This is a genomic window from Streptomyces sp. NPDC004031 (assembly GCF_053604375.1).
This window is the reverse complement of sequence record NZ_JBSGHL010000048.1, coordinates 15397-41277: the sequence shown is the minus strand read 5'-3', so window position 1 is coordinate 41277 and position 25881 is coordinate 15397. Positions and strand designations below refer to the sequence as shown.

The 25881-nt window shown below is 74.4% G+C and carries 24 protein-coding genes; 15 read left to right on the top strand and 9 right to left on the bottom strand.

Annotated elements, in window-relative coordinates; all coding sequences use genetic code 11:
* Positions 1 to 557 precede the first annotated feature (557 nt).
* From ACWERV_RS26805 to ACWERV_RS26795, 3 genes are read left to right on the top strand one after another with little or no spacing between them, the layout of a single operon-like run.
* Positions 558 to 1556, top strand: coding sequence for an ABC transporter ATP-binding protein (locus tag ACWERV_RS26805; protein WP_452937625.1), 999 nt, complete (start codon positions 558 to 560; stop codon positions 1554 to 1556).
* On the top strand, positions 1553 to 2359 hold the full coding sequence (locus tag ACWERV_RS26800) for an ABC transporter permease (RefSeq protein ID WP_398178508.1): 807 nt from the start codon (positions 1553 to 1555) through the stop codon (positions 2357 to 2359). The genes ACWERV_RS26805 and ACWERV_RS26800 overlap by 4 nt, the downstream gene beginning before the upstream one ends.
* Complete coding sequence (locus tag ACWERV_RS26795; protein ID WP_452937599.1) at positions 2356 to 4404, top strand: YcaO-like family protein; 2049 nt, start codon at positions 2356 to 2358, stop codon at positions 4402 to 4404. Before ACWERV_RS26800 ends, ACWERV_RS26795 begins: the two co-directional genes overlap by 4 nt.
* 140 nt (positions 4405 to 4544) lie before the next feature.
* Here the strand turns inward: ACWERV_RS26795 and ACWERV_RS26790 are convergent, their stop codons facing one another.
* Positions 4545 to 4730 (bottom strand): thiazolylpeptide-type bacteriocin, encoded by a 186-nt coding sequence (locus ACWERV_RS26790; RefSeq protein WP_033175763.1) that lies wholly within the window; start codon positions 4728 to 4730, stop codon positions 4545 to 4547.
* A gap of 123 nt (positions 4731 to 4853) precedes the next feature.
* On the opposite strand from ACWERV_RS26790, the gene ACWERV_RS26785 reads away from it, so the two are divergent.
* Positions 4854 to 6173 carry an amidohydrolase gene (locus ACWERV_RS26785; RefSeq protein WP_452937598.1) on the top strand — a complete coding sequence of 440 codons (1320 nt, stop codon included), beginning with the start codon at positions 4854 to 4856 and terminating at the stop codon, positions 6171 to 6173.
* Here the strand turns inward: ACWERV_RS26785 and ACWERV_RS26780 are convergent.
* On the bottom strand, positions 6170 to 6922 hold the full coding sequence (locus ACWERV_RS26780) for an N-acetyltransferase (protein WP_452937595.1): 753 nt from the start codon (positions 6920 to 6922) through the stop codon (positions 6170 to 6172). The genes ACWERV_RS26785 and ACWERV_RS26780 overlap by 4 nt on opposite strands.
* Positions 6923 to 7044: 122 nt before the next feature.
* On the opposite strand from ACWERV_RS26780, the gene ACWERV_RS26775 reads away from it, so the two are divergent.
* From ACWERV_RS26775 to ACWERV_RS26750, 6 genes are all read left to right on the top strand, one after another.
* On the top strand, positions 7045 to 7296 hold the full coding sequence (locus ACWERV_RS26775; RefSeq protein WP_398178521.1) for a hypothetical protein: 252 nt from the start codon (positions 7045 to 7047) through the stop codon (positions 7294 to 7296).
* Positions 7293 to 7694 (top strand): helix-turn-helix domain-containing protein, encoded by a 402-nt coding sequence (locus tag ACWERV_RS26770; RefSeq protein ID WP_452937593.1) that lies wholly within the window; start codon positions 7293 to 7295, stop codon positions 7692 to 7694. The genes ACWERV_RS26775 and ACWERV_RS26770 overlap by 4 nt, the downstream gene beginning before the upstream one ends.
* 87 nt (positions 7695 to 7781) lie before the next feature.
* Positions 7782 to 8294 (top strand): 2-oxo-4-hydroxy-4-carboxy-5-ureidoimidazoline decarboxylase, encoded by a 513-nt coding sequence (gene uraD, locus ACWERV_RS26765; RefSeq protein ID WP_452937590.1) that lies wholly within the window; start codon positions 7782 to 7784, stop codon positions 8292 to 8294.
* A gap of 11 nt (positions 8295 to 8305) precedes the next feature.
* Complete coding sequence (gene uraH, locus ACWERV_RS26760; protein WP_452937622.1) at positions 8306 to 8689, top strand: hydroxyisourate hydrolase; 384 nt, start codon at positions 8306 to 8308, stop codon at positions 8687 to 8689.
* A gap of 4 nt (positions 8690 to 8693) precedes the next feature.
* On the top strand, positions 8694 to 9584 hold the full coding sequence (gene pucL, locus ACWERV_RS26755) for a factor-independent urate hydroxylase (protein WP_452937587.1): 891 nt from the start codon (positions 8694 to 8696) through the stop codon (positions 9582 to 9584).
* An 86-nt stretch (positions 9585 to 9670) separates the two neighbouring features.
* The gene (locus ACWERV_RS26750) at positions 9671 to 11050 is read left to right on the top strand and encodes an 8-oxoguanine deaminase (RefSeq protein WP_452937584.1); all 1380 of its coding nucleotides are present in this window, start codon (positions 9671 to 9673) and stop codon (positions 11048 to 11050) included.
* A gap of 23 nt (positions 11051 to 11073) precedes the next feature.
* On the opposite strand, the gene aceB is transcribed toward ACWERV_RS26750, so the two are convergent.
* On the bottom strand, positions 11074 to 12705 hold the full coding sequence (gene aceB / locus ACWERV_RS26745) for a malate synthase A (RefSeq protein WP_452937582.1): 1632 nt from the start codon (positions 12703 to 12705) through the stop codon (positions 11074 to 11076).
* A 215-nt stretch (positions 12706 to 12920) separates the two neighbouring features.
* Positions 12921 to 13562: a nucleotidyltransferase family protein gene (locus ACWERV_RS26740; protein ID WP_452937579.1), complete on the bottom strand. Its 642-nt coding sequence runs from the start codon at positions 13560 to 13562 to the stop codon at positions 12921 to 12923.
* Positions 13563 to 13757: 195 nt separating this feature from the next.
* Here ACWERV_RS26740 and ACWERV_RS26735 point away from each other — a divergent pair, with 195 nt between their 5' ends.
* The gene (locus ACWERV_RS26735) at positions 13758 to 15989 is read left to right on the top strand and encodes a serine/threonine-protein kinase (RefSeq protein WP_452937577.1); all 2232 of its coding nucleotides are present in this window, start codon (positions 13758 to 13760) and stop codon (positions 15987 to 15989) included.
* Positions 15990 to 16123: 134 nt separating this feature from the next.
* Complete coding sequence (locus tag ACWERV_RS26730; RefSeq protein ID WP_398178546.1) at positions 16124 to 16447, top strand: DUF5955 family protein; 324 nt, start codon at positions 16124 to 16126, stop codon at positions 16445 to 16447.
* On the opposite strand, the gene ACWERV_RS26725 is transcribed toward ACWERV_RS26730, so the two are convergent.
* Positions 16444 to 17211, bottom strand: a complete 768-nt coding sequence (locus ACWERV_RS26725; RefSeq protein WP_452937574.1) for an IclR family transcriptional regulator — start codon at positions 17209 to 17211, stop codon at positions 16444 to 16446. The two genes, ACWERV_RS26730 and ACWERV_RS26725, sit on opposite strands and share 4 nt — an antisense overlap.
* A gap of 189 nt (positions 17212 to 17400) precedes the next feature.
* On the opposite strand from ACWERV_RS26725, the gene allB reads away from it, so the two are divergent.
* The gene (gene allB, locus ACWERV_RS26720) at positions 17401 to 18795 is read left to right on the top strand and encodes an allantoinase AllB (RefSeq protein WP_452937572.1); all 1395 of its coding nucleotides are present in this window, start codon (positions 17401 to 17403) and stop codon (positions 18793 to 18795) included.
* Positions 18796 to 18843: 48 nt separating this feature from the next.
* On the opposite strand, the gene ACWERV_RS26715 is transcribed toward allB, so the two are convergent.
* From ACWERV_RS26715 to ACWERV_RS26700, 4 genes are read right to left on the bottom strand one after another with little or no spacing between them, the layout of a single operon-like run.
* Positions 18844 to 20199 carry a GH1 family beta-glucosidase gene (locus tag ACWERV_RS26715; RefSeq protein WP_398178556.1) on the bottom strand — a complete coding sequence of 452 codons (1356 nt, stop codon included), beginning with the start codon at positions 20197 to 20199 and terminating at the stop codon, positions 18844 to 18846.
* A 20-nt stretch (positions 20200 to 20219) separates the two neighbouring features.
* Complete coding sequence (locus tag ACWERV_RS26710; RefSeq protein WP_452937568.1) at positions 20220 to 21095, bottom strand: carbohydrate ABC transporter permease; 876 nt, start codon at positions 21093 to 21095, stop codon at positions 20220 to 20222.
* Positions 21088 to 22092 (bottom strand): carbohydrate ABC transporter permease, encoded by a 1005-nt coding sequence (locus ACWERV_RS26705; protein ID WP_398178565.1) that lies wholly within the window; start codon positions 22090 to 22092, stop codon positions 21088 to 21090. The genes ACWERV_RS26710 and ACWERV_RS26705 overlap by 8 nt, the downstream gene beginning before the upstream one ends.
* Positions 22093 to 22108: 16 nt before the next feature.
* Positions 22109 to 23464: an ABC transporter substrate-binding protein gene (locus tag ACWERV_RS26700; protein WP_398178568.1), complete on the bottom strand. Its 1356-nt coding sequence runs from the start codon at positions 23462 to 23464 to the stop codon at positions 22109 to 22111.
* A gap of 148 nt (positions 23465 to 23612) precedes the next feature.
* Between ACWERV_RS26700 and ACWERV_RS26695 the strand changes: the two genes are divergently transcribed.
* Positions 23613 to 24917, top strand: coding sequence for an ROK family transcriptional regulator (locus ACWERV_RS26695; RefSeq protein ID WP_452937564.1), 1305 nt, complete (start codon positions 23613 to 23615; stop codon positions 24915 to 24917).
* Between the two features lie 64 nt (positions 24918 to 24981).
* A complete protein-coding gene (locus ACWERV_RS26690; RefSeq protein WP_452937562.1) occupies positions 24982 to 25821 on the top strand; it encodes an AIM24 family protein in 840 nt (279 codons plus the stop codon).
* Positions 25822 to 25881: the final 60 nt, after the last annotated feature.

The following is a 25881-nucleotide window of genomic DNA, read 5'->3' as shown; positions in this document are numbered from 1 at the left end:
CCGGGAGCGGCGCAGGCCCCTCGCCGGAGGCCGCAGGCAGAGGCGGGGCATCCGCCGGGGCCGCTTCCGCGGGAGCGGCGCCCGCCACAGTGCACGCGTCGGCCGGGAGCCGCGCGGGTGCGTCTGCCCCCGGGAGTGGGGCCCGCCCGCGCGTGCCGGACGCCCGCGCGCAGGTGCGCCGCTACCCCGCGCGGCTGCGCACGCTCTACGCCGGATACGGCGTCCTGTGCGCGCTGCTCGCGCTCGCCGTGCTCGCGGGCTTCGGACTCGCCGTCCGGGCGATGCTCCCGGACGGCTGGCGGGACTGGTCGGGCTTCCTGCCCGCCGCCGTGATCGCGGCCGCGTGGCTGCTGCGGCTGGTCGGCCTGCGCTTCGCGGCCCGCCGCCCGCAGCCCGGCGGCGCGACGGGGGAGTCCGCCACCGCGCCCGCGGGCACCCGGGGCCCTGGCCCGCACGTACCCGCCGCCGCCGGGCGCGGCGGTCCCACGGGCGCGGGCCCGTACGCAACCACCCCGCCGGACGGCGAACCGCAGCAGGAGAAACGGGAGAAGGGGCACATGACAGCACAGCCGCGGCCGGAGGGGACGGCCATCGTGCTCGACGGCGTCACCAAGGTGTACGGGGAGGTGCGCGCGCTCGACGACGTGTCGCTGACCGTCGCGCAGGGGGAGTTCTTCGGGATCCTCGGGCCCAACGGGGCCGGGAAGACCACCCTCGTGGAGATCGTCGAGGGCATGCGCAAGGCCGACGCGGGCACCGTCAGCGTGTTCGGGACGAGCCCCTGGCCGCGCAACACCGCGCTGCTGCGGCGCATCGGCGTCCAGACGCAGACGTCCGCGTTCTTCACGCGGCTCACCGCGTGGGAGCACCTGGAGACCGTCGCCGCGCTGCACGGCGCCGACCGGGCCGCCGCCCGGCACGCGCTGGAGCTGGTGGGCCTGACGGGCAAGCAGCGCAGCCGGGTCGACGAGCTGTCGGGCGGCCAGCGCCAGCGCCTCGCGCTGGCCACCGCGCTGGTGCACCAGCCGGATCTGATCTTCCTCGACGAGCCGACCGCCGCCCTCGACCCCGAGGCCCGCCGGTCGCTGTGGGCGGTGCTGCGCGACCTGCGCGGCGAGGGCCGCACCATCGTCTACACCACGCACTACCTCGACGAGGCCGAGGCGCTGTGCGACCGGGTCGCGATCGTCGCGGGCGGCCGGATCGTCGCGCTGGACAGCCCCGGCGCGCTCATCCGCTCGATGGCCGCGCCCGCCCGGCTGCTGGTGCCCGCCGGCCGCATCACCGTGGAGCAGGCGCGCGGGGTCGAGGGCGCGGAGCGGGTGCTCGTGGAGGGCGGTGAGGTCGTCATCGAGACGCACCACGCCAACCGCACGCTGGTCGCGCTCGCCGCACTGGTCGACATGGACGCGATCCAGACCAGGACGGCCACCCTGGAGGACGCCTACCTGCGGCTGACGGCGAGCCCGCCGCCGGGCACGGCGTCCGCACCGCCCGACCACGACGACGAACGGGCCGCGCACACCGCCGCGGCGGGAACGGAGCAGCGCCGATGACCGCCACCCCCGCGCTCGACACCAAGGACGGCGCCGCGCCCGCCGCGGTGCCGGGCCCGTACCGGACGCTCACCCGGGCCGCGTTCCTGGCCTCGGTGCGCGACCGCACCACCGTCTTCTTCACGTTCGCCTTTCCGCTGGTCTTCCTCGTCGTCTTCGGCCTGCTCTTCCGCGGCCAGTCCGTCAACGGCGACCTGCCGTACATCAACTACGTCGCGCCCGGCGTCCTCGCCTGGGGTGTCGGCAACGCGGCGCTCTTCGGCCCGGCGTTCGCGCTCATGCACTGGCGCCGCGACGACATCCTGCGGCTCATCTGGCGCACCCCGACGCCGCTGCCCACCGTGCTGGGCTCGCGGCTGCTGGTCGCGATCGGCGTGGGCCTGACGCAGGCGGTGCTCTTCACCGCGGTGGCGCTGCTGCCGTTCTTCGGCCTGCACCTGGACGGGAGCTGGCCGCTCGCGCTGCCGCTGCTGGTGTTCGGGGTCACGGCCTTCCTCGCGCTCGGCCTGGTCGTCGGCAGCCTCGCCGACACCCCCGAGGCGGTCGCGGCCATCGCCAACTGCGTGATGGTGCCGATGGCGTTCCTGTCCGGCGCGTTCTACCCGGCCGACCTGCTGCCCGGCTGGATCCGCACCGCCTCCTGGATCCTGCCGCTGCGCTACCTCGACGACGGTCTGACCGACGTGCTCGCCGGGCGCGCCTCGCTGGGCTCGCTCGCGGTCGACTGCGGCGGCCTGATCGCCTTCACCGCCGTCTTCGGGCTCATCGCCGCCCGCATCTTCCGCTGGAGCAACCGGACATGACGACCGAGACCGTTGGGCGACCCGCCGCCGTCGCCGTGGTGCCGCCGCTGGAGGCCGCCGCCGCGGACCTGGCGGCACGCCTCGCCGCCCGCGCCGCTGCCGCGGGGCTGCCCGCGCCCCGGGTCGCCGCCGTCGGCGGGCACGACCTGCTGCGCCCCGAGCCCCCGCGGGCGGCCGCCGCCCGCGCCGCCTCGACCGTCCACCTCACCGCGGACGCCGTCCTCGTCGGCCCGTGGGGCGGTACGGCGCAGGCCGCGGCGTGCGGCTGCTGCCTGGCCATCCGCTGGCAGCGGCTGCGCACCCGCACCGAACGCGAGGCCCTGGAGACCGGCCGGGCCCGCTCGGCGGCGGGCGCCTGGCCGGTCCTCCCCGACTGGACCGTGGACGCGGTGTGGGCGCTGTGCGCGGCGGTGGGGGAGCGTACGGCCGTAGGTTCCCATCCGGCACCGGGCGCACCGGGCGCGGCGGGCGCGGTGGACCCCGCGCCCCGTACACCCGCCCTGCCCGACGACCGGCTGCCGCGGGTCACCCGGCTGGACCTGGAGACCGGGCAGCTCAGCACCGTCCCGCTGCTGGCCGATCCGCTGTGCCCGCACGCCCCCCACGCCCCGCACGCCTCGCAGGGTGAAGCCCACAGCACCGAACCCGCCGCACCCGCCGCCGACCTCGACGGTTTCCCCGCCTCCCGCCCCAAGCCCGCGCCCGACCGCTACCGGCTGAAGGCGCCCGGCGCCTACGGGCTGCCCTTCGCCGCGCTGGCCAACCCGGTGTGCGGTGTGCTCGGCGCGGGCACCTGGAGCGACGTCACCTCGCCCACCACCGCGCCCGTCGCGGGCAGCGTCTTCATGCGCGGCTACGCGGGTCTCACCGACGTGACGTGGAGCGGCCAGTCGCACTCCTTCGCCGCGAGCCGCGACCTGGCCTTCCTGGAGGGCCTGGAGCGCTACGCGGGCACCCACCGCCGGGCCGTCGGCGGCGTGGTCACCGACTCGTACACCAACCTCGGCGAGTCCGCGCTCGACCCGCGCGCGTGCGGGCTCTACACGCCCGAGACCTACCGCGACGACCCGATGATCGCGCCCTTCGACCCCGAACGCCCCATCCCGTGGGTCCAGGGCTGGTCGCTGCGCGACGACCGGCCCGTGCTCGTGCCCGCGCGGCTCGTCTACTACAGCGCGGGCACCTCCGCCGACCACTTCGTCTTCGAGTGCTCCAACGGCTGCGCCACCGGCAGCTGCCTGGAGGAGGCGGTGCTCTTCGGCCTGCTCGAACTCGTCGAGCGCGACGCCTTCCTGCTCGGCTGGTACGGCGACGCGCCGCTCACCGAGATCGACCTCGGCGCGTGCGGCAACCCCGTGCTGCGCTCGATGACCGACCGGGCCGCGCTGTGCGGCTACGACGTGCACGCCTTCGACAACCGCATCGACCTCGCCGTGCCCGTCGTCACGGGCCTGGCCGTGCGCCGGGACGGCGGCCCCGGCACGTACGCCTTCGCCGCCGGCGCCGCCTTCGACCCGGAGACCGCGATCGAGGCGGCGGTGTCGGAGATCCTCACCTACCTGCCGCACCTGCCCCGCCAGGTGGCCGAGCGGCCCGCCGAACTCGACGCCATGGCCGACGACTTCGGCCTGGTGCGGCGGCTGCCGGACCACGCGGCGCTGTTCGGGCTGCCGCGCATGGGCGAGTACGTCCGCGGTTACCTGGAGCCCCCGGCGGTGCGGACGCCCGGCGAGCTGTACGCGGACTGGGAGCGGGGGCGGCCGCGCGGCCGGGACCTGCGCGACGACGTGCGCCTGCTCACCGCCGAACTCGCCGCCGCGGGCTGCGACGTGATCGTGGTGGACCAGACCGCGCCGGAGCAGCGCGCGATGGGGCTGCGCACGGTGTGCACCATCGCCCCCGGGCTGCTGCCGATCGACTTCGGCTGGGCGCGGCAGCGCGCGCTGACGATGCCGCGGCTGCTGACCGCCCAGCGGCGGGCCGGGCTGCGCGCCGACGACCTGCCCGAGGCGGCGGTCCGCCGGGTGCCGCACCCGTTCCCGTGAGTCCGCTTCCGGCGAGTCTGCTTCCGGCGAGTCTGCTTCCGGCGAGTCCGCTTCCGGTGAGTGCGCCGGAGGCCGGAACGCACGACCGCTCCGCCACCCGTACGCAGCGGGTGGCGGAGCGGCGGACGACGAGGAAGCCGTCAGGCGGTGCAGGAGGTGGTGCTGGTGGTGCTGGAGCACGTGCTGGTGCTGGAGCAGCTGGTCGACGAACCGAGCATGACCTCGCTGGCGTCCGAGTAGTCGGTGATCTCGAAGGTCTCGGACTCCAGCTCCAGGATCTCCTGGGCCAGCGACGCGAGCGGCGTGTCCTGCTTGGTGATCGCCATGGTGACTCCCTCTTCTCGGCGGGGGACGCGGCCCGGTCCGGGCCGGCCGACCCTTTTCTACGCGCGTCCACTGACCGATCCGCTGTCACTTCGCTGTCACGCCCGTCCCCCGAGGAGCACCTGATGCCGAACGGCCCCACCCCCGCGCCGCCGCGGGCCCCCGCGGGCGCCGTGCCCCGCGCGGTGCTGGCCCGCGCCGCCGAGCTGTACGTCGCGCTGCACCGCGACCCCGAGCTGTCGGGGGCCGAGGAGCGCACGGCGGGGCGGTTCGCGGCCGCGCTGCGCGCCGCGGGACTCGACGTCACCGGCGGCGTCGGCGGGCACGGCGTGGTCGGCGTGCTGCGCAACGGGCCCGGACCCGTCGTCATGCTGCGCGCCGAACTCGACGCGCTGCCCGTGCGCGAGGCCACCGGTCTGCCGTACGCGAGCGAGGCCACCGCGCCCGGCCCGGACGGCGGCACCGTCCCCGTCATGCACGCGTGCGGCCACGACGCGCATCTGGCCGCGCTCGCCGGGACCGCCGACCTGCTCGCCGCCGGGGCGGACGGCTGGCGCGGCACGCTGCTGGCGGTGGGGCAGCCCGCGGAGGAGACGCTCAGCGGCGCGGCGGCCATGCTCGCCGACGGGCTCTACGCACGCTTCCCGGCCCCCGCGGCGGTGCTGGCCCAGCACCTCGTGCCGCTGCCCGCGGGCATGGTCGCGCACGCGGAAGGGCCGCTGCTCGCGGGCAGCGTGACGCTGCGGGTGGTGCTGCACGGCCGCGGCGGGCACGCCGGGGCGCCGCAGCTCGCCGCCGACCCGGTGGTCACCGCGGCGGCGGTCGTGCTGCGGCTCCAGACGGTGGTGTCCCGCGAGGCCGCGCCCGGCGAACCGCTCGTGGTCACCGTCGGCTCGCTGCGCGCGGGCGCCCCCGGCGCGGGCAACGTCATCGCCGACCGGGCGACCCTGGAGGTCACGGTACGGGCCTTCGGCGGGGCGGCCCTGGACCGCGCGGTCGCCGCCGTGCGGCGCATCGTGCGGGCCGAGGCGGCAGCCGCCCCCGAACCGGCGCCCCCGGAGCCGGAGTTCACCGTCCTGAGCCGCTCCACCCCCACCGTGCCGGACACCGAGCTGACCGCCGCCGTACGCGCCGCCCACCACACGGCGCTCGGCCCGCACCGCGTCACCCGCTGGCAACCCTCCCTCGCCACCGAGGACTTCGCCCTCTTCGGCGAGGCGGGCCGCGCCCTGCACGGCGTCACCGGCATCCGCACCGCCTACTGGATGCTGGGCGCGACCGGCCCGCGCGCCTGGGCCGAGGCCCCGGGCCCGGACCCCGCGTCCCGGCTCGCGGCCCTCCCGCCCAACCACTCCCCGCACTTCGCCCCGCACCCGCGCCTCACCCTGGAGACCGGCATCACGGCCCTGACCACGGCCGCGCACGCGGCCTTCACCGCTCCCTAGAGCGCGTGCCGCACCCACACGTTGGGCTCGACGTAGACGGCGTGGCCGTGCGCGGTGTCGCAGATGACGGGGGACAGCGCGCCCGGCACGACGACCTCGCCGTCGCGGTCGAAGGGCAGGCCCGTCCAGGCGCGCCACTGAGCGAGCGAGCCGCTGACGGTCATGGACGCCGGAGCGACCTTCTCCACGGTGCCGCCCGCCTTGATGTGGACGCGCAGCCAGGGGTCCGCGGGGAGGCCGTCCTCGCGGGTGCGGCCGATGTATTCGGTCATGGGCTCGTGCGGGTGCAGGTGTTTGGCGTTGGGGCGCACGGGTGCCAGCAGGGAGTGATGGCCCTGCCGGGCGACGGCCTGGCGCATCGCGTCGAGCATCCGGTAGGACAGGCCGCGGCCCAGGTAGTCCTGGTCGAGGGTGATCTCCAGCGCGCTGGCGACCGTCGGCGGGGTGCCGGTGGCCCGGTCGCGCACCGCCCAGCCGAGCACGCGGTCCCAGCCCTGGTCGGGCAGCTCCTCGCGGCCGTCCAGCTCGGCGTTGAAGGGGACGCTGAGGCCGCGGGCCACCACGCGGTCGCCGACGGTCGCCACGACGCAGTAGTCGGGGAAGTCGTGCACCACGCGGCCCAGCAGTGAGGCCGCGAGCAGGTCGCCCCCGGTGAAGGCGGGCCAGGTGTCGGCGATCTCGTAGACGCGGGCGGCCAGGTGCGGGCGGTCGGCTATCCGGGTGACGGTGAGCGGGTCGGTGGCGTTCATCCGAATGATCCTGCCACAGGCGCGCGCACCGGCCGGAGTGCCCCTACCTGCGGGAAGCCGCGCCGCGTAGGGTCGGGCCGCCGCCCCGCGCGGGGGTGGGCCGACCACGGAGGAGGGGACGCGTGCGACTGAGGCTGGAGTTCACGACCGAGCCGTTCGACCTGGACGAGCCGCCGCGGCACGCCGTGGTCGCGCGGGAGGTGGTCGAGGGCGGGACGCTGGAGGGGGTCGAGGTCGGGCCGTTCGGCAACACCGCGGAGGGCGCGGCGGAGGAGGTCGTCGCGGCCGTCTCCGAGCTGCTGCACCGTACCCTCGCCGCCGGGGCGACCCGGATATCGCTCCAGGTCAGCGCGCTGCCGGAGAGCGGGGCATGACGGCGGGCGGGGCGGGCCCGGAGCACCCCTTCGCGCGCGCCCTCGGGCCGCTGGTGGACGCCATCGGCGGCGAGCTGCTCGCCCCGGCGGCCGCGCGGCCCGAGGACGTCGTGCTGAGCTGGGAGGGCGTGCCCGTCGTCGCCGTACGGCTGCCGCACCTCGCGGACTCCCTCGACCACCTGCTCGCCGACCTGCGCCGCCGTCACGGGCGCCCGCTCGCCGAGCTGGGCCGCAAGGAGAAGCAGCAGGCCGTGCGGCAGCTGGAGGAGCGCGGCGCGTTCGTGGTCCGGCACGGCGTGGAGACCGTCGCGGCGGCCCTCGGGGTCAGCCGCTTCACCGTCTACAACTACCTCAACCGGGAGGGCGCGGCCCCGGCGCCGCCCGCCGAGGAGCCGTGAGCGCCGAGGGGTCCTGAGAGGAAACCGTAACGGCGAGTTTTCAACAAATTGTTGACGCCCTTTCGCGGCGGCTCCTAGCGTGCCCGTGTGACCTCCCGCACCCCGCCGGGGCTCTCCCGGCTCAACCAGGCCGACGCGGCCGCCGCCGTGGCGCTGCTGCGCGAGGTGTGCGCGAGCACCGCGTGGTGCGCGGACGTGGCCGCCGGGCGGCCGTACGCGCACGCCGACGAGCTGCTCGCGGCGAGCGACTCGGCGATGACCCGGCTGACCGCCGCCGACCTGCGCGAGGCGATGGCCGCGCACCCGCCGATCGGGCGGCCCGCGCCCGGCGATCCCACCTCCGCCCGCGAACAGTCCGGCGTGGCGGCGCGGGAGCGCGCGGAGCTGCTGGAGCTGGGCGAGGCCTACCGGCGGGCGCACGGCCATGTCTTCCTGATCTGCGCGACCGGCGCCTCCGGTGCCCTGATACGGGAGGCGCTGCGCTCCCGGACCGGCAACGACGAGCCCACCGAACGCGAGATCGTCCGCACCGAACTGGGGAAGATCAACCGCATCAGACTCGGCAGGCTCGCGGCGACCGCCCAGGAGGCCACCCCATGACCGACGACCGCATGACGGACGACCCCGTGACCGATGAGCCCGCAGCGGACGTTCCGGCGGACGGCCCCGCCACCGTCTCCACCCACGTCCTGGACACCGCCGCAGGCCGCCCGGCCACCGGCGTGCCCGTCACGCTCGCCGTCCGCGCGGGCGCCGCCGCCCCCTGGACGGACCTCGGCCGCGCCACGACCGGCCCCGACGGCCGCTGCACCGCCCTCCCCGCCCTCCCCGCGGGCACCACCCACGCCCGGCTCGTCTTCGACACCGCCGCCCGCGCGGCCGGTGCCGCCTTCTTCCCGGAGGTCGCGGTGGCCTTCGCCGTCACCCCGGGCGAGCACTACCACGTACCGCTGCTGCTCAGCCCGTTCGGCTACTCCGTATACCGAGGGAGCTAGCGAGATGCCCACGACGCTCGGCCACAACCGGTACGGCAAGGCGGAGACGCGCGTCGTGCGCGTCACCCGCGACGGCCGCACCCACCACCTGAAGGACCTCAACGTCTCGGTCGCGCTGACCGGCGCGATGGAGGCCGTCCATCTGTCCGGGTCCAACGCCGCCGTGCTGCCCACCGACACCATGAAGAACACCGTGCTGGCCTTCGCCCGCAAGTACGGCATCGCCTCCGCCGAGGACTTCGGCCTGCTGCTGGCCCGGCACTTCGTGACCGCCCGGACGTCCGTCCGGCACGCCCGGATACGGATCGAGGAGTACGCCTGGGAGCGCGCCCCGGGCGGTTCCGGCCACTCCTTCGTGCGCCGCGGCGGCGAGGTGCGCACCGCCGAGGTGTCCTTCGACGGCGAGCGCTGCGAGGTCGTGGCCGGGCTCACCGGGCTCGTCGTGCTCAACTCCACCGACTCGGAGTTCTGGGGCTTCGCCCGCGACCCGTACACCACCCTCCAGGAGACCCGCGACCGTATCCTCGCCACCGAGGTGGACGCCCGCTGGCGCTACACCTGGAGCGGCGCGGAGACCCCGGTGCCCGCGTGGGACGACGCCTGGGCCCGCGCCCGCGGCGACCTGCTCACGGCCTTCGCGGACACCTACTCGTACTCCCTCCAGCAGACGCTGTACGCGATGGGCTCCCGGGTCGTCGAGGGCAGCGCGGCGGACGCCGCGGTCGACGAGGTGCAGCTCGCGCTGCCGAACAAGCACCACTTCCTCGCCGACCTCGCGCCCTTCGGCCTGGACAACGAGGACGAGGTGTACATCGCCGCCGACCGCCCCTACGGGCTCATCGAGGGCACGGTGCTGCGCGAGGGCGCCGAAGCCCGCATCCCGGTCACCGGCTGACCGGCTGCACCGGCTGACACCGGCTGACCGGCCCACCCGATACGACGTCACGCACGAGGGTCCGCACGACGGAAGAGGTACAGCCCATGCCCGCAGCAGAGCGCATCGTCATCGAGAACTGCGCCGTCGCCACCGTGGACGCCGCCGGCACCGAGCACGCCGCGGGCCATGTCGTCGTCGCGGGCGGGGTGATCGAGGCGGTCGGCGCGGGCCCCGCGCCCGCCGCGGCGGCCGAGGGCGCGGACCGCCGCATCGACGGCACCGGGCACCTGGTGACCCCGGGCCTGGTCAACACCCACCACCACTTCTACCAGTGGCTCACCCGCGGCATGGCCCAGGACAGCAACCTCTTCGACTGGCTCGTCACGCTCTACCCGGTGTGGGCGCGGATCGACGAGGACATCGTGCACGCGGGCGCCGCCGGGTCGCTCGCGATGATGGCCCGCGGCGGGGTGACCACCGCGATGGACCACCACTACGTCTTCCCGCGCGGCACCGGCGACCTGCTCGGCGCGGAGATCCGCGCCGCCGCCGAGACCGGTGTGCGCTTCACCGCCGCGCGCGGCTCCATGGACCGCGGGACGAGCGACGGCGGGCTCCCGCCGGATTTCGCCGTGGAGTCCACGGACGCCGCGCTGAAGGCGACCGAGGCCGCGATCGACGCCCACCACGACCCGTCGTTCGGCTCGATGCTGCACATCGCCGTGGCCCCCTGCTCGCCCTTCTCCGTGTCGACCCGGCTGATGACCGAGGCCGCGGAACTGGCCCGCCGCAAGGGCGTACGGCTGCACACGCACGGCAGCGAGACGGTGCAGGAGGAGGCCTTCTGCCACGAGCTGTTCGGCATGGGCCCCACCGACTACTTCGAGTCCACCGGATGGCTCGGCGCGGACGTGTGGATGGCGCACTGCGTGCACATGAACGACGCCGACATCGCCGCCTTCGCCCGCACCGGCACCGGGGTGGCGCACTGCCCGTCCTCCAACGCCCGGCTCGCCGCCGGGATCGCCCGGGTGCCCGCGATGCTCGCCGCCGGGGTGCCGGTCGGCCTCGGCGTGGACGGCACCGCCTCCAACGAGTCCGGCGAACTCCACACCGAGCTGCGCAACGCCCTGCTGGTGGCCAGGCTCGGCGCGGGCGAGAAGGCCCTCGACGCCCGCGAGGCGCTGCGGCTGGCCACCATGGGCGGCGCCCAGGTGCTGGGCCGGTCCGCCGAGATCGGCTCGCTGGAGCCGGGCAAGCTCGCCGACCTGGTGCTGTGGAAACTGGACGGGCTCGGCCACGCCTCGATCGCCGACCCGGTCGCCGCGCTGGTGCTGGGCGCCGCGGCCCCCGTCACGCTGTCGCTCGTCGGCGGCGAGGCCGTCGTCGAGCACGGCAGGCTGACGCGGGTGGACGAGGACGACGTCGCCCGGCTCACCCGCGCCCAGGCCCGCCGTCTCGCCGAACGGGCGGGCCTGGCCTAGACCCTGTCCAGGAGTGCGCCGCCTCAGCCGGTGAGCTGCCGGTAGGCGGGCAGCGTGAGGAACTCGACGTAGTCGCGGTCCAGCGCGAGCCGCAGCAGCAGCTCGTGCGCCTCCTCCCAGCGGCCCGCCGCGAAGGCGTCCTCGCCCAGCTCGGCGCGGATCGCCACGAGGTCGTCGGCGGCCACCTCGCGCACCAGCTCCGGCGTGACCTTCTGCCCGTCGTCCAGCACCACACCGGCGTTGACCCACTGCCAGATCTGCGAGCGGGAGATCTCGGCGGTGGCCGCGTCCTCCATGAGGTGGAAGATCGCGACCGCGCCCGTACCGCGCAGCCACGCCTCGATGTAGCGCACACCCACCTGCACCGCGTTGCGCAGGCCCGCGGCGGTCGGACGGGCGTCCAGCGAGGCGATGTCGATGAGCTGGGCGGCGGTGACGTGCACGTCCTCGCGCAGCCGGTCCTTCTGGTGCGGGCGGTCGCCGAGCACCGCGTCGAAGGACGCGCGGGCGATCGGCACCAGGTCGGGGTGGGCGACCCACGAGCCGTCGAAGCCGTCGGCCGCCTCCCGGTCCTTGTCCGCCCTGACCTTCTCGAACGCCGTCGCGTTGACCTCCGGGTCGCGCCGCGAGGGGATGAACGCCGCCATGCCGCCGATCGCGTGCGCGCCGCGCCGGTGGCAGGTGCGCACCAGCAGTTCGGTGTAGGCGCGCATGAAGGGCGCGGTCATGGTGACCGCGGCCCGGTCCGGCAGCACGAAGCGCTCGCCGCCGTCACGGAAGTTCTTCACGATCGAGAAGAGGTAGTCCCAGCGGCCCGCGTTGAGCCCGGAGGCGTGGTCGCGCAGCTCGTAGAGGATCTCCTCCATCTCGTACGCCGCGGTGATCGTCTCGATCAGGACGGTGGCGCGGATCGTGCCGTACGGGATGCCGAGCGCCTCCTGCGCGGAGGTGAACACGTCGTTCCACAGCCGGGCTTCGAGGTGCGACTCGGTCTTGGGCAGGTAGAAGTACGGGCCCTTGCCGAGGTCGAGGAGCCGCCGCGCGTTGTGGAAGAAGTACAGTCCGAAGTCGACGAGCGCGCCCGGCACCGGCTCGCCGTCCACCGTCAGGTGCCGCTCGTCCAGGTGCCAGCCGCGCGGCCGCACCACGACGGTGGCCAGCTCCTGCGCCGGGCGCAGCGCGTACGACTTGCCCTCGGGGGTGGTGAAGTCGATGCGCCGCTCGTAGGCGTCGGTCAGGTTGAGCTGCCCGCCGATGACGTTCGCCCAGGTGGGCGCCGAGGCGTCCTCGAAGTCGGCGAGCCAGATGCGGGCGCCGGAGTTGAGCGCGTTGACCGTCATCTTGCGGTCGGTGGGCCCGGTGATCTCGACCCGCCGGTCCTCCAGCGCGGGCGGCGCGGGCGCCACCCGCCAGCTGTCGTCATCGCGGATGTGCGCGGTCTGCGGCAGGAAGTCGAGTGTCGCGGTACGGGCGATCTCCGCCCGGCGGGCGGCGCGCAGCGCCAGCAGCTCGGCGCGCCTGGGCGCGAATCGGCGGTGCAGTCCGCCGAGGAACTCCAGCGCCGCGGGCGTCAGCACCTCCTCCTCGCGCGGCACGGTGTGCCCGGCGGTCCCGGTGACGACGGCGGCTGCGGACGGCGGTGTCGGTGCGGACATGCGGTCGGTTCCTCCTGGACTGGGCCGGTCCGTCCGGCGGTCGGCGTGCGCGCCGGGAGACCGGTGTCGGTGGATCTTCTGCATGGCGAAGCATAGTTTTCGCACTGCGGAATCTCAATGCGACCGGGCGGTGCCGTCCGCGCTGCCGGGCGGGGCCGGTGGCGTGCGGCGCTGCCGCCGAGGCGCGGGGGCGGCGGACGCGGAACCGGTCGCGCTCAGGGGTGGTTCGGGCGGGGGCCGGGCGCGTCCAGCAGCCGCAGGTCGGGCGGGGTGTCGATGTCCGCGGGGTCGGCGATGTCCGCGCAGTCGACCAGCAGGGTCTGCGCCGCGTGTTCGCGCAGGTACGTCCGCGCGCCGCTGTCGCCCGACGCACTGGCCGCGACCCCGGGCCAGCGGGCCGCGCCGATCAGCACCGGGTGGCCGCGCCGCTGCCCGTACGCCGCCGACACCAGCGCCGACAGCAGGTCGTCGCCCGCGCGGGCCGCCGCCACCACGCGGCCCACCGCCGCCGCGCCCACGCCCGGCTGGTCGACCAGCGCGACCACCGCCGCGGCGGGGGCAGGCCGCAGCGCGGCGAGCGAGGCCAGGCCCGCCCGCAGGGACGTGGACATGCCGTCCGCCCAGTGCGGGTTGTCCACCGGGACGTACGCCCCGAGCCGCGCCTCGGCCCGTACCCGCTCCGCGTCCGCGCCCAGCACCACGTGCACCGGCCCGCAGCCGCCCGCCAGCAGCGCCTCCGCCGCGTGCTCCACCAGCGGCCGCCCGTGGTGGGTCAGCAGCGCCTTCGGGCGGCCGCCGAGCCGCCGCCCGCCACCGGCCGCGAGCAGCAGGCCGGCCACCTCGCCATGAGAGTCCATGGCTTCTGCATACCGCGCCCGGCGTGCGTCGGAACGGGTACCGGACGCCCCCGCCGCTTCCGGTATCGTCTGGCCACGGGCCGGGAGGGGCGGCACCTGCGTCGGTGCCCGCGCCGCGCGGCCCGGCCGGCGCCCGCGGCACCCCCGCACCCGCGTCGGCGGGCTTGTCCGCGTAGGCCCGAGGAACGGGGACTGATGGGCGCTCAGCACACCGGGGGTCACGCCGCCCCCGGGTACCCCGGCCACCCGGGGCCGCTGTATCAGCCGCTCACGCCGGACGACCCGGCCGTGATCGGCGGGCACCGCGTCGCCGCGCGGCTCGGCGTCGGCTCGCTCGGGCCCGTCTACCTCGCGTACGCGCCCGCGGGGCACCCCGTCGCCCTCACCGCCGTCCGGCCCGAACTCGCCGCCCGCGCCGGTTTCGCCGCCGCCTTCGAGCACGACGTGCAGGCCGTCCGCCGGGTGAGCGGCCCCTACACCGTGCCGGTGCTCGGCAGTGGGCACGACGGCACGCGCTACTGGCTCGCCGCCGGGTACGTGCCCGCGCTCACGCTGCACGCCGCCGTCACCGGCACCGGGCGGCCGCTGCCCGTGCCGACGGTGCTGCGGCTGGTCGCCGGGGTCGCGGAGGCGCTGCGCGCGGTCCACCACGCGGGCGTCGTGCACGCCGGGCTCGGCCCCGGCACGGTGCTGCTCGCCGCGGACGGGCCGCGCGTCACCGGCTACGGGGTGACCCGCGCCGCCGCCGACGCGCCCGGCATCCCCGCCTTCTCCTCGCCGGAACAGGCCGCGGACAAGGCACCCGTGTCCGCCACCGACGTCTTCGCGCTCGGCCAGCTCGCCGCGTACGCCGCGATCGGCACCGCGCCCTTCGACCCGGACACCGGCCGCAAGCTCAACGAGGAGCCCGACCTCAACGAACTGCCCGGCGAGCTGCGGGAGATCGTGACCCGCTGCCTCATCAAGGACCCGGCGCTGCGGCCCTCGCCCGCGCAGGTCGTCGCGATGTGCGCGCAGGCCGGCCACGGCCGCCGCCCCGACCCCTGGCTCCCCGTCCCCCTCCAGACCCTCCTGACCCTCCCCCCGCCACTGCCGCCCCTGCCCCCGCCGGGCACATGGCCGACCCCCCCGCAGCAGACCGCGGAAAACCCACCCCCCGCGCCGGGCACGGTGACGGGGGGAGCACCGGGTGCGGCGCCCGCCGCCGGGACGCCTGTGGTGCCGCAGCCGTCCCTGGTGCCGGGCGCTGCTGCCGGGGACGCGTCCGTTCCGCCGGGTGCGACGCCTGCCGCCGGGGTGCCTGTGCCGCCGGGTGCGGCGCCCGCCGCCGGGGTGGCCGTGCCGCCGCAGCCGTCCGTGGTGCCGGGCGCTGGCGCCGGGGGCGCGTTCGTTGCGCCGGGTGCGACGCCCGCTGCCGGGGTGCCTGTGCCGCCGGGTGCGACGCCTGCCGCCGGGGTGCCTGTGGTGCCGCAGCCTTCTGCGGTGCCGGGTGCTGCTGCCGGGGACGCGTTCGTTCCGCCGGGTGCGGCGTCCGCCGCCGGGGTGGCCGTGTCGCCGCAGCCGTCCGTGGTGAGCGGGGGGACCCCCGCGGGGGGGACGCCGATGCCGGTCGCGCCCCCAGCCGTACCCGTCGCCGTACCTGCCCCGGCCGGGGCGACGCCCGCGGGGGGCACCGTTCTGCCGCCGCAGGCGGCGCCCGCCGGGGGCCGGGTGCCGCCGCAGCCGCCGCTGCCGCCGGGGGCGACGCCCGCGCACGGGGTGCCGGTGTTCGTGCCGCCGCCCGCCGGGGCGCCCGTGCCCACCCGGGGCGGCAAGCGGCGTGGTGGCGGCCCCGTGGTGTGGCTCGCGCTCGCGGCGGCCGTCGTCGGCGGGGTCGTCGTGGCCGGCCGCCTCGACGGGGACGGCTCCCGTGACCACGCGTCCGTCTCGGCGGTGCCGCGTCCCACCACCGGTTCGCCCGCCCCCGGCGGCGCGGCGCCGAGTCCGAGCCCCAGCCCGAGCCCCGGTCCCGGCGACGGCGCCCCCGCGCCGGGCGGCGACCTGCAGCGCGATTACCTCGCGGTCACGCTGCGCGCGGGTCAGGCCCTGGACCTCACCGCCGATCCGCCGCGCCCCCTGGAGGGCGCGGCCACCGGCACGTTCGGCTACGACGGCACCGGCGACGCCCTGGTCGCCGCGCCCTCCCGGGGTTCCCTCGTGGTGCTCTCGCCGCAGGATCCCGGCACGCGCGAGCGGTGCAGTGCCGCGCAGGGCGACGCGCTGCTTCATGTCGTCCCGCGTACCGGGCTCGTCCAGGAGTCGCGGCTGTGCGTGGTGGGCACGGACGGCACCGTCGCACTGGTGACGGTCAGGAGCCTCTCGGTGAGCGCCGGTCCGGACGGATACGCGACCCTCGACCTCTCGGTGTGGCCCGCACAGCGACTTTGACGCATCTTTCGCCGACCGTGTGGCGCAATTGCGGCGCAGGGCGTTTACTGATCGCCCCCGGTACGCGAGAGGCGGAACCGGTGGGGGACGAGGTACGCACGAGGCAGGGGCGAATGTTTGTGGGGGAGACGCCTGTGGTCAAAGGAGACCGCAGCGAGGGTCCCGTACGGCCGGCGGACGGCGGTGACGTGTCGTTACGTACCGCGGTGACCCGGCTCGAACGGGAACTCGCGCACTACCGCCGCTTCTTACCCGACCGGACGGTCGCGGAGGAGGAGCTGGCCGAGCTGGAGCGGCAGGCGGGCGGGGGCGCTCCGGAGCCCGAGCAATTGCGCCAGTCGCTGCTGCTGGTCGCGGCGGCCCTCGGTTCGGTGAGCGGGCTCGCCGCCCCGGTGGCGGCGCTGCGCGAGGCGGTGGAGCAGGAGCTGAACCGGCCCGCCGCAGCCCGTCGCGGCTAGGGCGCGCCTGCCGCGCCGCTGAACGCTGCCGCGAGCCCCTGGGCCGCTGCGTGCAGGACGGGCACGATCTTCTCCGTCACCGCGTCCGTGACGCGGGCCGCCGGGCCGGACACGGAGATCGCGGCGGGCGCCGGTGACCCCGGCACGCCGACCGCGAGGCACCGCACCCCGGTCTCCTGCTCGCCGTCGTCCACGGCGTAGCCCGCGGCGCGGACGCGCTCCAGCTCGGCGAGGAACGCCTCGGGGTCGGTGAGCGTGCGCTCGGTCGCGGCGGGCATGCCGGTACGGGCCAGCAGCGCCCGTACGTCCGCCGCGGGCAGCCCGGCGAGCAGTGCCTTGCCGACGCCCGTGGAGTGCGGCAGCACGCGCCGGCCGACCTCGGTGAACATCCGCATCGCGTGCCGGGAGGGCACCTGCGCGACGTAGACGACCTCGTCGCCGTCCAGCAGTGCCATGTTCGCGGTCTCGCCGGTCGCCTCGACCAGCTCCGCGAGGTACGGCCGGGCCCAGCTGCCGAGCAGCCGCGCGGACGTCTCGCCGAGCCGGATGAGCCGCGGGCCGAGCGCGTAGCGGCGGTTGGGCTGCTGGCGGACGTAACCCCCGGCGAGCAGCGTGCGCATCAGCCGGTGGATGGTGGGCAGCGGCAGCCCGCTCGCGGCGGACAGCTCGCTCAGGCCGAGTTCGCCGCCCGCGTCGGCGAGCGACTCCAGCAGGCCGAAGGCCCGTTCGAGGGACTGGACGCCCCCGGTGCGCTCCGCAGGCACGTGCGGTCCCCTCTGCTCGGCGCTCACGACGGCGGTGCGGCCCGTCGCGGAAGGCGGTTTTCGCTGTGCGGAATCCTACCGCCCTTGACGTCCGGCCCGGCGGCTCTCCACCATGTCCGTCAGCAGCGTCGACAGGGTCGTTGGCGACGTGTCCCAGACCCCGCCCCAACTCCCCCGGGAGGCCGCCCGTTGGACGCCGAGCAGGTAGAGAACTCCGACGCGGGCGGCTGCGCCCCCGACCTGGTGCTGCGCTCCACCCGCGTCGTCACCCCCGAGGGTGAACGTCCCGCGGCCGTCGCCGTGCGCGGCGGGGTCGTCACGGCGGTGCTCGCGCACGACGCGCCGCTGCCGCCCGGTGTGCCCGTCCGCGAGCTGGGCACCGACGTGCTGCTGCCGGGCCTGGTCGACACCCATGTGCACGTCAACGACCCCGGCCGCAGCGAGTGGGAGGGCTTCGCGACGGCCACCGCCGCGGCCGTCGCGGGCGGGGTCACCACGCTCGTGGACATGCCGCTCAACAGCGTCCCGCCCACCACGACGGCGGCCCACCTGGAGATCAAGCGCGCCGCCGCGCGCGGCCGGGTGCACGCGGACGTCGGCTTCTGGGGCGGGGCCGTGCCCGGCAACACCGCCGACCTGCGGCCGCTGCACGACGCGGGCGTCTTCGGCTTCAAGTGCTTCCTGCTGCCCTCCGGCGTCGACGAGTTCCCGCCGCTGTCCCCGGCGGAGCTGTCGGCGGCGCTCACCGAGATCGCCGGATTCGGCGGGCTGCTGATCGTGCACGCCGAGGACCCGGCCGTGATCGACGGCGCCCCGCAGCGGCCGGGCCCGCGCTACGCCGACTTCCTCGCGTCGCGGCCGCCCGCCGCCGAGGAGCGCGCGGTCGAGGGCCTGGTGGAACTGGCCGCGCGGCTCGGCGCCCGGGTGCACGTGCTGCACCTGTCGTCGGCCTCCGCGCTGCCGCTGATCGCCGCCGCGCGGCGGGCGGGCGTGCCGGTGAGCGCGGAGACCTGCCCGCACTTCCTGACCCTGACGGCGGAGGAGGTTCCGGACGGGGCCACGGAGTTCAAGTGCTGCCCGCCCATCAGGGAGGCCGCCAACCAGGACGCGCTGTGGGCCGCGCTCGCCGACGGCACGATCGGCAGCGTCGTCTCCGACCACTCGCCGTGCACGCTCGCGCTCAAGCGCCGCGACACCGGCGACTTCGCCGAGGCCTGGGGTGGCATCTCCTCGCTCCAGCTGGGCCTGTCCGCGGTGTGGACCGAGGCACGGCGGCGCGGCCACACCCTCGGTGACGTCGCCCGCTGGATGGCGGCGGGCCCCGCGGCGCTCGCCGGGCTCGCGGCCAAGGGCGCCGTCGCGCCGGGCCGGGACGCCGACTTCGCGGTGCTCGACCCGGACGCGGCCTTCACCGTCGATCCCGCCCTGCTGCACCACCGCAACCCCGTGACCGCCTACGCCGGCCGCACACTGCGCGGTGTGGTGCGCGAGACCTGGCTGCGCGGCCGCCTGGTCGCGTCCGGCGGCGCCCCCGTCGGCCCCCCGGCCGGGCGGCTGCTCGTCCCGGAAACCGAAAAGGGGTGACGCACCGGTGCGGAACCGGTGACGTCACCCCTCGCGGGCCGGGCCGGGTCAGGCGGCGCGGCGCGCCTTGCGGTGGTGCGCCGCGATGATCTCGGCGTACCGGCGACCGCTGCCCTTGATGGTGCGCTTCTGGGTGGCGTAGTCGACGTGGACGAGGCCGAAGCGCTTGTCGTAGCCGTACGCCCACTCGAAGTTGTCCAGCAGCGACCAGGCGTAGTAGCCGGCCAGCGGCACCCCGCGGCGGACCGCGCGGGCACAGGCCGCGAGGTGCTCCTCCAGGTACTGCGTGCGCTCCGGGTCGTCGACCTGCCCGTCGGCGCCGACCGTGTCACGGTAGGCGGAGCCGTTCTCGGTGACGAAGATCTTGCGCGCGCCGTACTCCTCGTGCAGCCGGACCAGCAGCTGCTCCAGGCCGTCCGCGTTGACCTCCCAGTCCATCGCGGTGCGGCGCACGCCCGGCAGGTACACGGCCTTGGCGTGCGGCGCGGGACCGGTCGGGTCGTCCGCGATGACGTTGCGGAAGTAGTAGTTCAGGCCCAGCCAGTCCAGCGGAGCCGCGATGGACTCCAGGTCGCCGTCCTTGATCGGCAGGTCGACCCCGTAGTGCTCGACCATGTCCTGCGGGTAGCCGCGGCCGTGGATCGGGTCGAGCCACCAGCGGTTGGTGTGGCCGTCGGCCCGGCGCGCCGCCGCGACGTCGGCCTCCCGGTCGGTGGCCGGTTCGCACGGGCTGAGGTTGTTGACGATGCCGACCTGGACGTCGGAGTACGCCGCCCGCAGCGCCTGCACGGCCAGGCCGTGGCCGACGTGCAGGTGGTACGAGGCGCGGACCGCCGCGGTCAGGTCCGTCCACCCGGGGGCCATGTTGCCCTCCAGGTGGCCGATCCAGGCCGAGCACAGCGGCTCGTTGAGCGTCGCCCAGTTCTTGACGCGGTCGCCCAGCGCCTGCGCGACCACGGCCGCGTACTCGCCGTAACGTTCCGCCGTCTCGCGCTCGGGCCAGCCGCCCCGGTCCTGCTGGGCCTGCGGGAGGTCCCAGTGGTAGAGGGTGGCGTTGGGGGTGATGCCCGCTTCGAGCAGGTCGTCGACCAGCTTGTCGTAGAAGGCCAGACCGGCCGCGTTGACCTCGCCGGAGCCCTGCGGGATGACGCGGGGCCAGGCGACGGAGAAGCGGTAGGCGTCCAGGCCGAGGGTCTTCATGAGACCGATGTCCTCGGCCGTGCGGTGGTAGTGGTCGCACGCGACGTCGCCGGTGTCGCCGCCGTCGACCTTGCCGGGGGTGTGGGAGAAGGTGTCCCAGATGGACGGGGCCCGGCCGTCCTCGTCCGCGGCGCCTTCGATCTGGTAGGCGGCGGTGGCCGCACCCCAGACGAAATCGGCGGGAAGAGCGCTCAGGTCGTTCACAAGCTGCCTTTCGGGAAGGGTCACTTGACCGCGCCGGCGGTGAGCCCGGCGACCAAGTAACGCTGGAGGAGCAGGAATCCGGCGACCACCGGCACGCTCACCACGATGGAGGCGGCCATGACCTGGTTCCAGTACACGTCGTTCTGGGTGGCGTACTCGCGCAGGCCGACCGCCAGTGTCCTGGTGGACTGGTTGGTCATGACCGACGCGAAGAGCACCTCACCCCAGGCCGTCATGAACGCGTACACGCTCACGGCGACGATGCCCGGCACGGCGGCCGGCACGACGACCTGGAACAGCGCACGGATCGGCCCGCAGCCGTCGACCTTCGCGGCCTCGTCGAGGTCGCGCGGGATCGAGTCGAAGTAGCCGGCCAGCATCCAGATGGAGAAGGGCAGCGAGAAGGTGAGGTAGGTGATGATGAGCCCGAGCCGGCTGCCGTTGAGCGTGATCCCCGTCGTGTTGCCGATGTTGACGAAGATCAGGTACAGCGGCAGCAGGAAGAGGATGCCCGGGAACATCTGGGTGGCCAGCACGGACACCGTGAAGACCTTGCGGCCCGCGAAGCGGTAGCGGCTCACCGCGTACGCCGCGAAGATCGCCAGCAGCACCGAGAAGACGGTCGCGCTCAGGCACACGATCAGCGAGTTCACGAAGTAGTGCGCGAGCGGGATGGTCTTCCAGATGTCCACGTACGGCTTGACGGTCAGGCTGTGGGGTATCCACTTGAAGGAGCCCTGCACGTCCTGGAGGTTCTTCAGGGACGAGCTGACCATCACGTACACGGGTATGAGCACGAAGGCCAGCAGCAGCGTCAGGACGACACGCCGGGTCCACAGGAAGGACTTCGGCTGGGCCATCGGGGACGGCTGTTCGGAGAAGCGGGACCTAGACATCGTTCTCGCTCCTTCCCCTGGACGTGACCAGCAGGTAGATCGCCGTCACCACGAGCAGGAAGAGCAGCAGGAGCACGGACATGGCCGAGCCCGAGCCGAAGTTCCAGTTGATGAACGACGACTGGTAGATGTGGATGGAGATCAGGTCGGCCTGGTGCGGCGGGTTCTGGCCGAACATCACGAACGGCGTGTTGAAGTCGTTGAACGTCCACAGGAACAGCACCAGCACGATCACCTGGTTGACCGGCCGCAGGGCCGGCATGGTGATCTTGCGGATCTGCTGCCAGACACCGGCGCCGTCCATGGACGCGGCCTCGTACAGCTCACGCGGGATGTTCTGCAGACCGGCCATCAGCGCCAGGAAGGCGAACGGCCAGGACTTCCACACCGATACGATCACCATCGACCAGAAGGCGTTGTCGCCCAGCAGCCAGAAGGACTTGCTGGAGGTGACGTGCAGCTGGTCGTGCAGGACGTGGTTCACCAGACCGGTGTCGTGCTGGAACATGAAGGCCCAGGTGATCAGCGCCGCGTACGCCGGAAGCGCGTACGGCACCAGGAAGATCGTGCGGATCAGGCCGCGGCCGCGGAACTTGTCCTGGAGCAGGATCGCGGCGGTGACGCCGAGCAGCCAGGACAGCGCGACCGACAGCAGGGTGTAGGAGAGCGTCACCCAGAACGAGTGCAGCAGCTCCTGGCCGATCGGCTGGTGGATCTTGACCGCGGCCTTGTAGTTGTCGAAGCCGGACCAGGGGGCCCTGTCCCAGTGGTGGATGTAGAACAGGGTGAGGTTCTTGAAGCTGATCAGGATGCCGAAGACCATCGGCACGATGTGGATCAGCAGCTCGACCAGGACGGCGGGGAGCAGGATCAGATACGGCAGTCCGCCGCGGCGGATGCGTTCGATGACACGCGGCCGCAGCCGGCCGCCGGCAGCGGATTTCCCGCTGTCGGGGCCGGCTTCGGGCACGCGCCTCGGGGGGGCGGTGGCAGTCATGGAGGAGGGCCGGTCCTTACGACGTCGGCATCTGCTGCTGCGCGTGCTGGAGCGCAGCCTTGACGGAATCGTCGGTGACCGGCTTGCCGGCGGCGGCGTCGGCGAACAGGCCCTTGACGGCGGGGCCGACGAGGTTCTCGAACTGGCTCTCGTTGGCGACCTGCGGCAGCGGGGCGGCCGACTTCTGCAGCACCTGGCCCAGGACCTTCAGGTCCGGGGTCTGGAAGGCCGGGTCGCTCTGCGCCTCGACGACCGGCGGGATCGACTGGTACTTGCTGTTGAGCACCTTCTGCTCGTCGGTGCTGGTCATGAACTTCACGAAGGCCTCCGAGGCCTCCTTGTGCTTGGTGTCGTTGAAGATGGCGATGTTGATACCGGCCACCATCGACGTCACACCCGCGTCACCGGTGGCGCCCGCGGTCTGCGTCGGCACCGGCACCACGCCGTACTCGTCGGGCTTCATGCCGTGCGAGGCGATGCTCGCGGCGGCCGTCTGCCACATCATCATCGCGGCCTTGCCGGTCGCGAAGTCGGTGATCGTCTGGTTCTGGTCGTACTCGGCGTCGCCCTTGGCCGCGACCTTGTTGGCCGCGATGAAGTCGACGTACTGCTTGACCGCGGCAACCTGCTGCGGACCGGTGAAGGTCGGGTTGCCCTTGTCGTCGAACCAGCTCGCGCCGCGCTGCTTGGCCAGCACGAAGATGTGGTGGATGTTCTCGGCGCCGTTCGAACCCTCGACCGCCAGGCCGTACTTGCCGCCGGTGGTGAGCTTGGTGGCGTCCGCGACCAGCTCGTCCCACGTGGTGGGCGGGTTCTGGATGCCCGCCGCGGCGAACATCTTCTTGTTGTAGTACAGACCGTACGCCATCGAGTAGATCGGCACGGCGGCCGGGTCCTTGCCCGCGGCACCCGCCGAGGCGATGGCGGCCGGCATGAACCGGTCCTTGCCGCCGATCGTCTGGAAGGCGGCGTCGTCCCACGGCATGAGGGCACCGGTGGCCTGGAGGGAGGCCGACCAGGTGTTGCCGATGTTCAGCACGTCGGGGCCCTGGCCGGAGGTGGCGGCCGCCAGGATGCGGTTGAGCAGGTCCGCCCAGCCGATGACCTCGACGTTGACCTTGATGCCGGTCTGCTGGGTGAACTTGGCCGTCTCGGTGGCCAGGGTCTTCTTGTCGGCGTCGATGCTGGTGCCCTGGTTGCTGGCCCAGTACGTGATCGTCTGGCCCTTCAGGCTGTCGCCCGAGGACTTGCTGCCGCCGCTGCTGCCGCTGCTGCTGTCGTCGTCGCCGCCACCACAGGCGGCGAGCGTGAGACCCAGCGCGGCCACGAGGGCGGTGGCCGCGACGAGTCTGCTGGAGGTGCTGGTGCGCATGACGGTTCCCTCTCAGGGGTGGGATCGCTTCAGGAAGTGAACAGCGCGTGTGCCTTATTTCAGGCCGTGATTTAACTTGTGAGAAAAGGTGGCGTCAAGACCCTGTGCAGCGATAGATTCACGCCGGACCCCCCGGGAGGGAGACTCGATGGCTGAGCGAGGCAAGCGCACCGTGCGTGACCTGCGGCGCGGCAACCGTGCATCGCTTCTGCGTCATTTGTATTTCGAAGGTCCCCTGAGCCGCCAGGAGCTGGGACGCGACACCGGGCTCAGCGCCGGGTCGATCAGCAACGTCGTTGGAGAGTTGATCGCCGACGGCATGGTCGAGGAGGCCGGGGCCGTCGAGTCCGACGGCGGCCGCCCGCGCATGCTGCTCCAGGTCGCCCCCGGCTACGGGTACGTCGTCGGCGTGGACGTCGGCGAGACCCGGGTCCGGGTCGAGCTGTTTGACCTCGCGCTGACCGAACGCGCCTCCGCCGACCTGCCGCTGTCCGACAGCGGCCACGACGTCGACCACGTCGTCAGCCTCGCCCTCCAGGGCATCGCCGGGGTCGTCCGGGAAGCCGGGATCGACGACAGCGAGGTGCTCGGCGTCGGCATCGGCGTCCCCGGCATCGTGGCCCACAACGCCACCCCCGATGCCCTCCCCGGTGACGGGGAGGGCATCGTCGTGCACGGCCAGACCATCGGCTGGGACGCGGTCCCGCTCGGCCGGCTGCTGCGGGCCGGCACCACACTGCCGCTCTTCATCGACAACGGCGCCAAGACCCTCGGCCAGGCCGAGATGTGGTTCGGCGCCGGACGCGGCTCGGACAACGTCGTGATCGCCCTCATCGGCTCCGGCGTCGGCGCCTGCGTCGTCACCAACGGCAAGCCCTACCACGGCGCCAGCAGCAGCGCGGGGGAGTGGGGCCACACCACCCTGCGGGTCGGCGGGCGCACCTGCCGCTGCGGCTCGCGCGGCTGCCTGGAGGCCTACGTCGGCGCCGAGGCGCTGCTCGGCCGCTGGCCCGCCGCGCCCCGCGACGTCAGCGAGGAGACCGCGCTCGCCGCGCTGCTCGCCGCCGCCGACACCGACCCCGAGGCCGACGCGCTGCTCGCCGAGGCCGCCGAGTACCTGGGCGCGGGCATCGCCGACCTGATCAACCTCTTCAACCCGCACCGCATCGTGCTCGGCGGCTGGGCCGGGCTCATGCTCGGCCCGCGCATCCTGCCCACCGTCCGCGACGTCGCCGCCGCGTACGCGCTGCGCCACCCCTGCGCGCAGACCTCCATCGAACTGGGCAGGCTCGGCACCGACGCCGTCACCGTCGGCGCCGCCACCCTGCCGCTCGCCCGCTTCCTGGACACCGGCGGGGAGCGTACGGTACGCCTGCCGGCCCAGGGCGACGCCGAGCGGACCGGCGACGCGGCCCTCCCGGCACGGAACCGGATCGCTCGGGCGGTACGTTGACGGGAGGGCGCGAACCGTACCGGTTTCGCCCCTTTCGGCATCGTTCGTTTCAAGGAGTCCTGCGGTGACGCTCCAGCAGCAGATCGTCGGCAACGCCATGCAGATGGCCGTCTGCACCCTCAGCCCCGGGCAGACGGTCTACTGCGAGGCCGGGAAGTTCCTCTTCAAGACCGCCAACGTCTCCATGGAGACCAGACTCGGCGGGCAGCCCCGCGGTGGCGCGAGCGGCGCCGGGGGCGCCGGGGGCGCCGGAGGTGCCGGTGGGGGCGGCGGCATGGGCGGCCTGCTGCGGCAGGCCATGGGCACCGCGATGCAGGTCGGCCAGCGCGCGCTGGCCGGCGAGTCGCTCGCCTTCCAGTACTTCACCGCCTCCGGCGGCGAGGGCACGGTCGGCTTCGCCGGGGTGCTGCCCGGTGAGATGCGCGCCCTGGAGCTGTCCGGCTCGCGCGCCTGGTTCGCCGAGAAGGACGCCTTCGTCGCCGCCGAGGACACCGTCCAGTTCGGCATCGCCTTCGTCGGCGGACGGCAGGGCATGAGCGGCGGCGAGGGCTTCGTCCTGGAGAAGTTCACCGGCCACGGCACCGTGATCATCGCCGGCGCCGGCAACTTCATCGACCTCAACCCCGCGGACTTCGGCGGCCGCATCGAGGTCGACACCGGCTGCATCGTCGCCTTCGAGGAAGGCATCCAGTACGGCATCCAGCGCATCGGCGGCCTCAACCGGCAGGGCATCATGAACGCGGTCTTCGGCGGGGAGGGCCTGTCGCTGGCCACCCTGGAGGGCAACGGCCGGGTCATCCTCCAGTCCATGACGATCGAGGGCCTCGCCAACGCCCTCAAGAAGGCCCAGGGCGGCGACAAGCAGGGCCCCACGGGCGGGCTCTTCTCCACGCACGCGGGATGAGGGTCCCCGGCGAGGGGGCGGACGCTTGCCCCGCTCGTATCACGGTGCGGTGACAGCTGC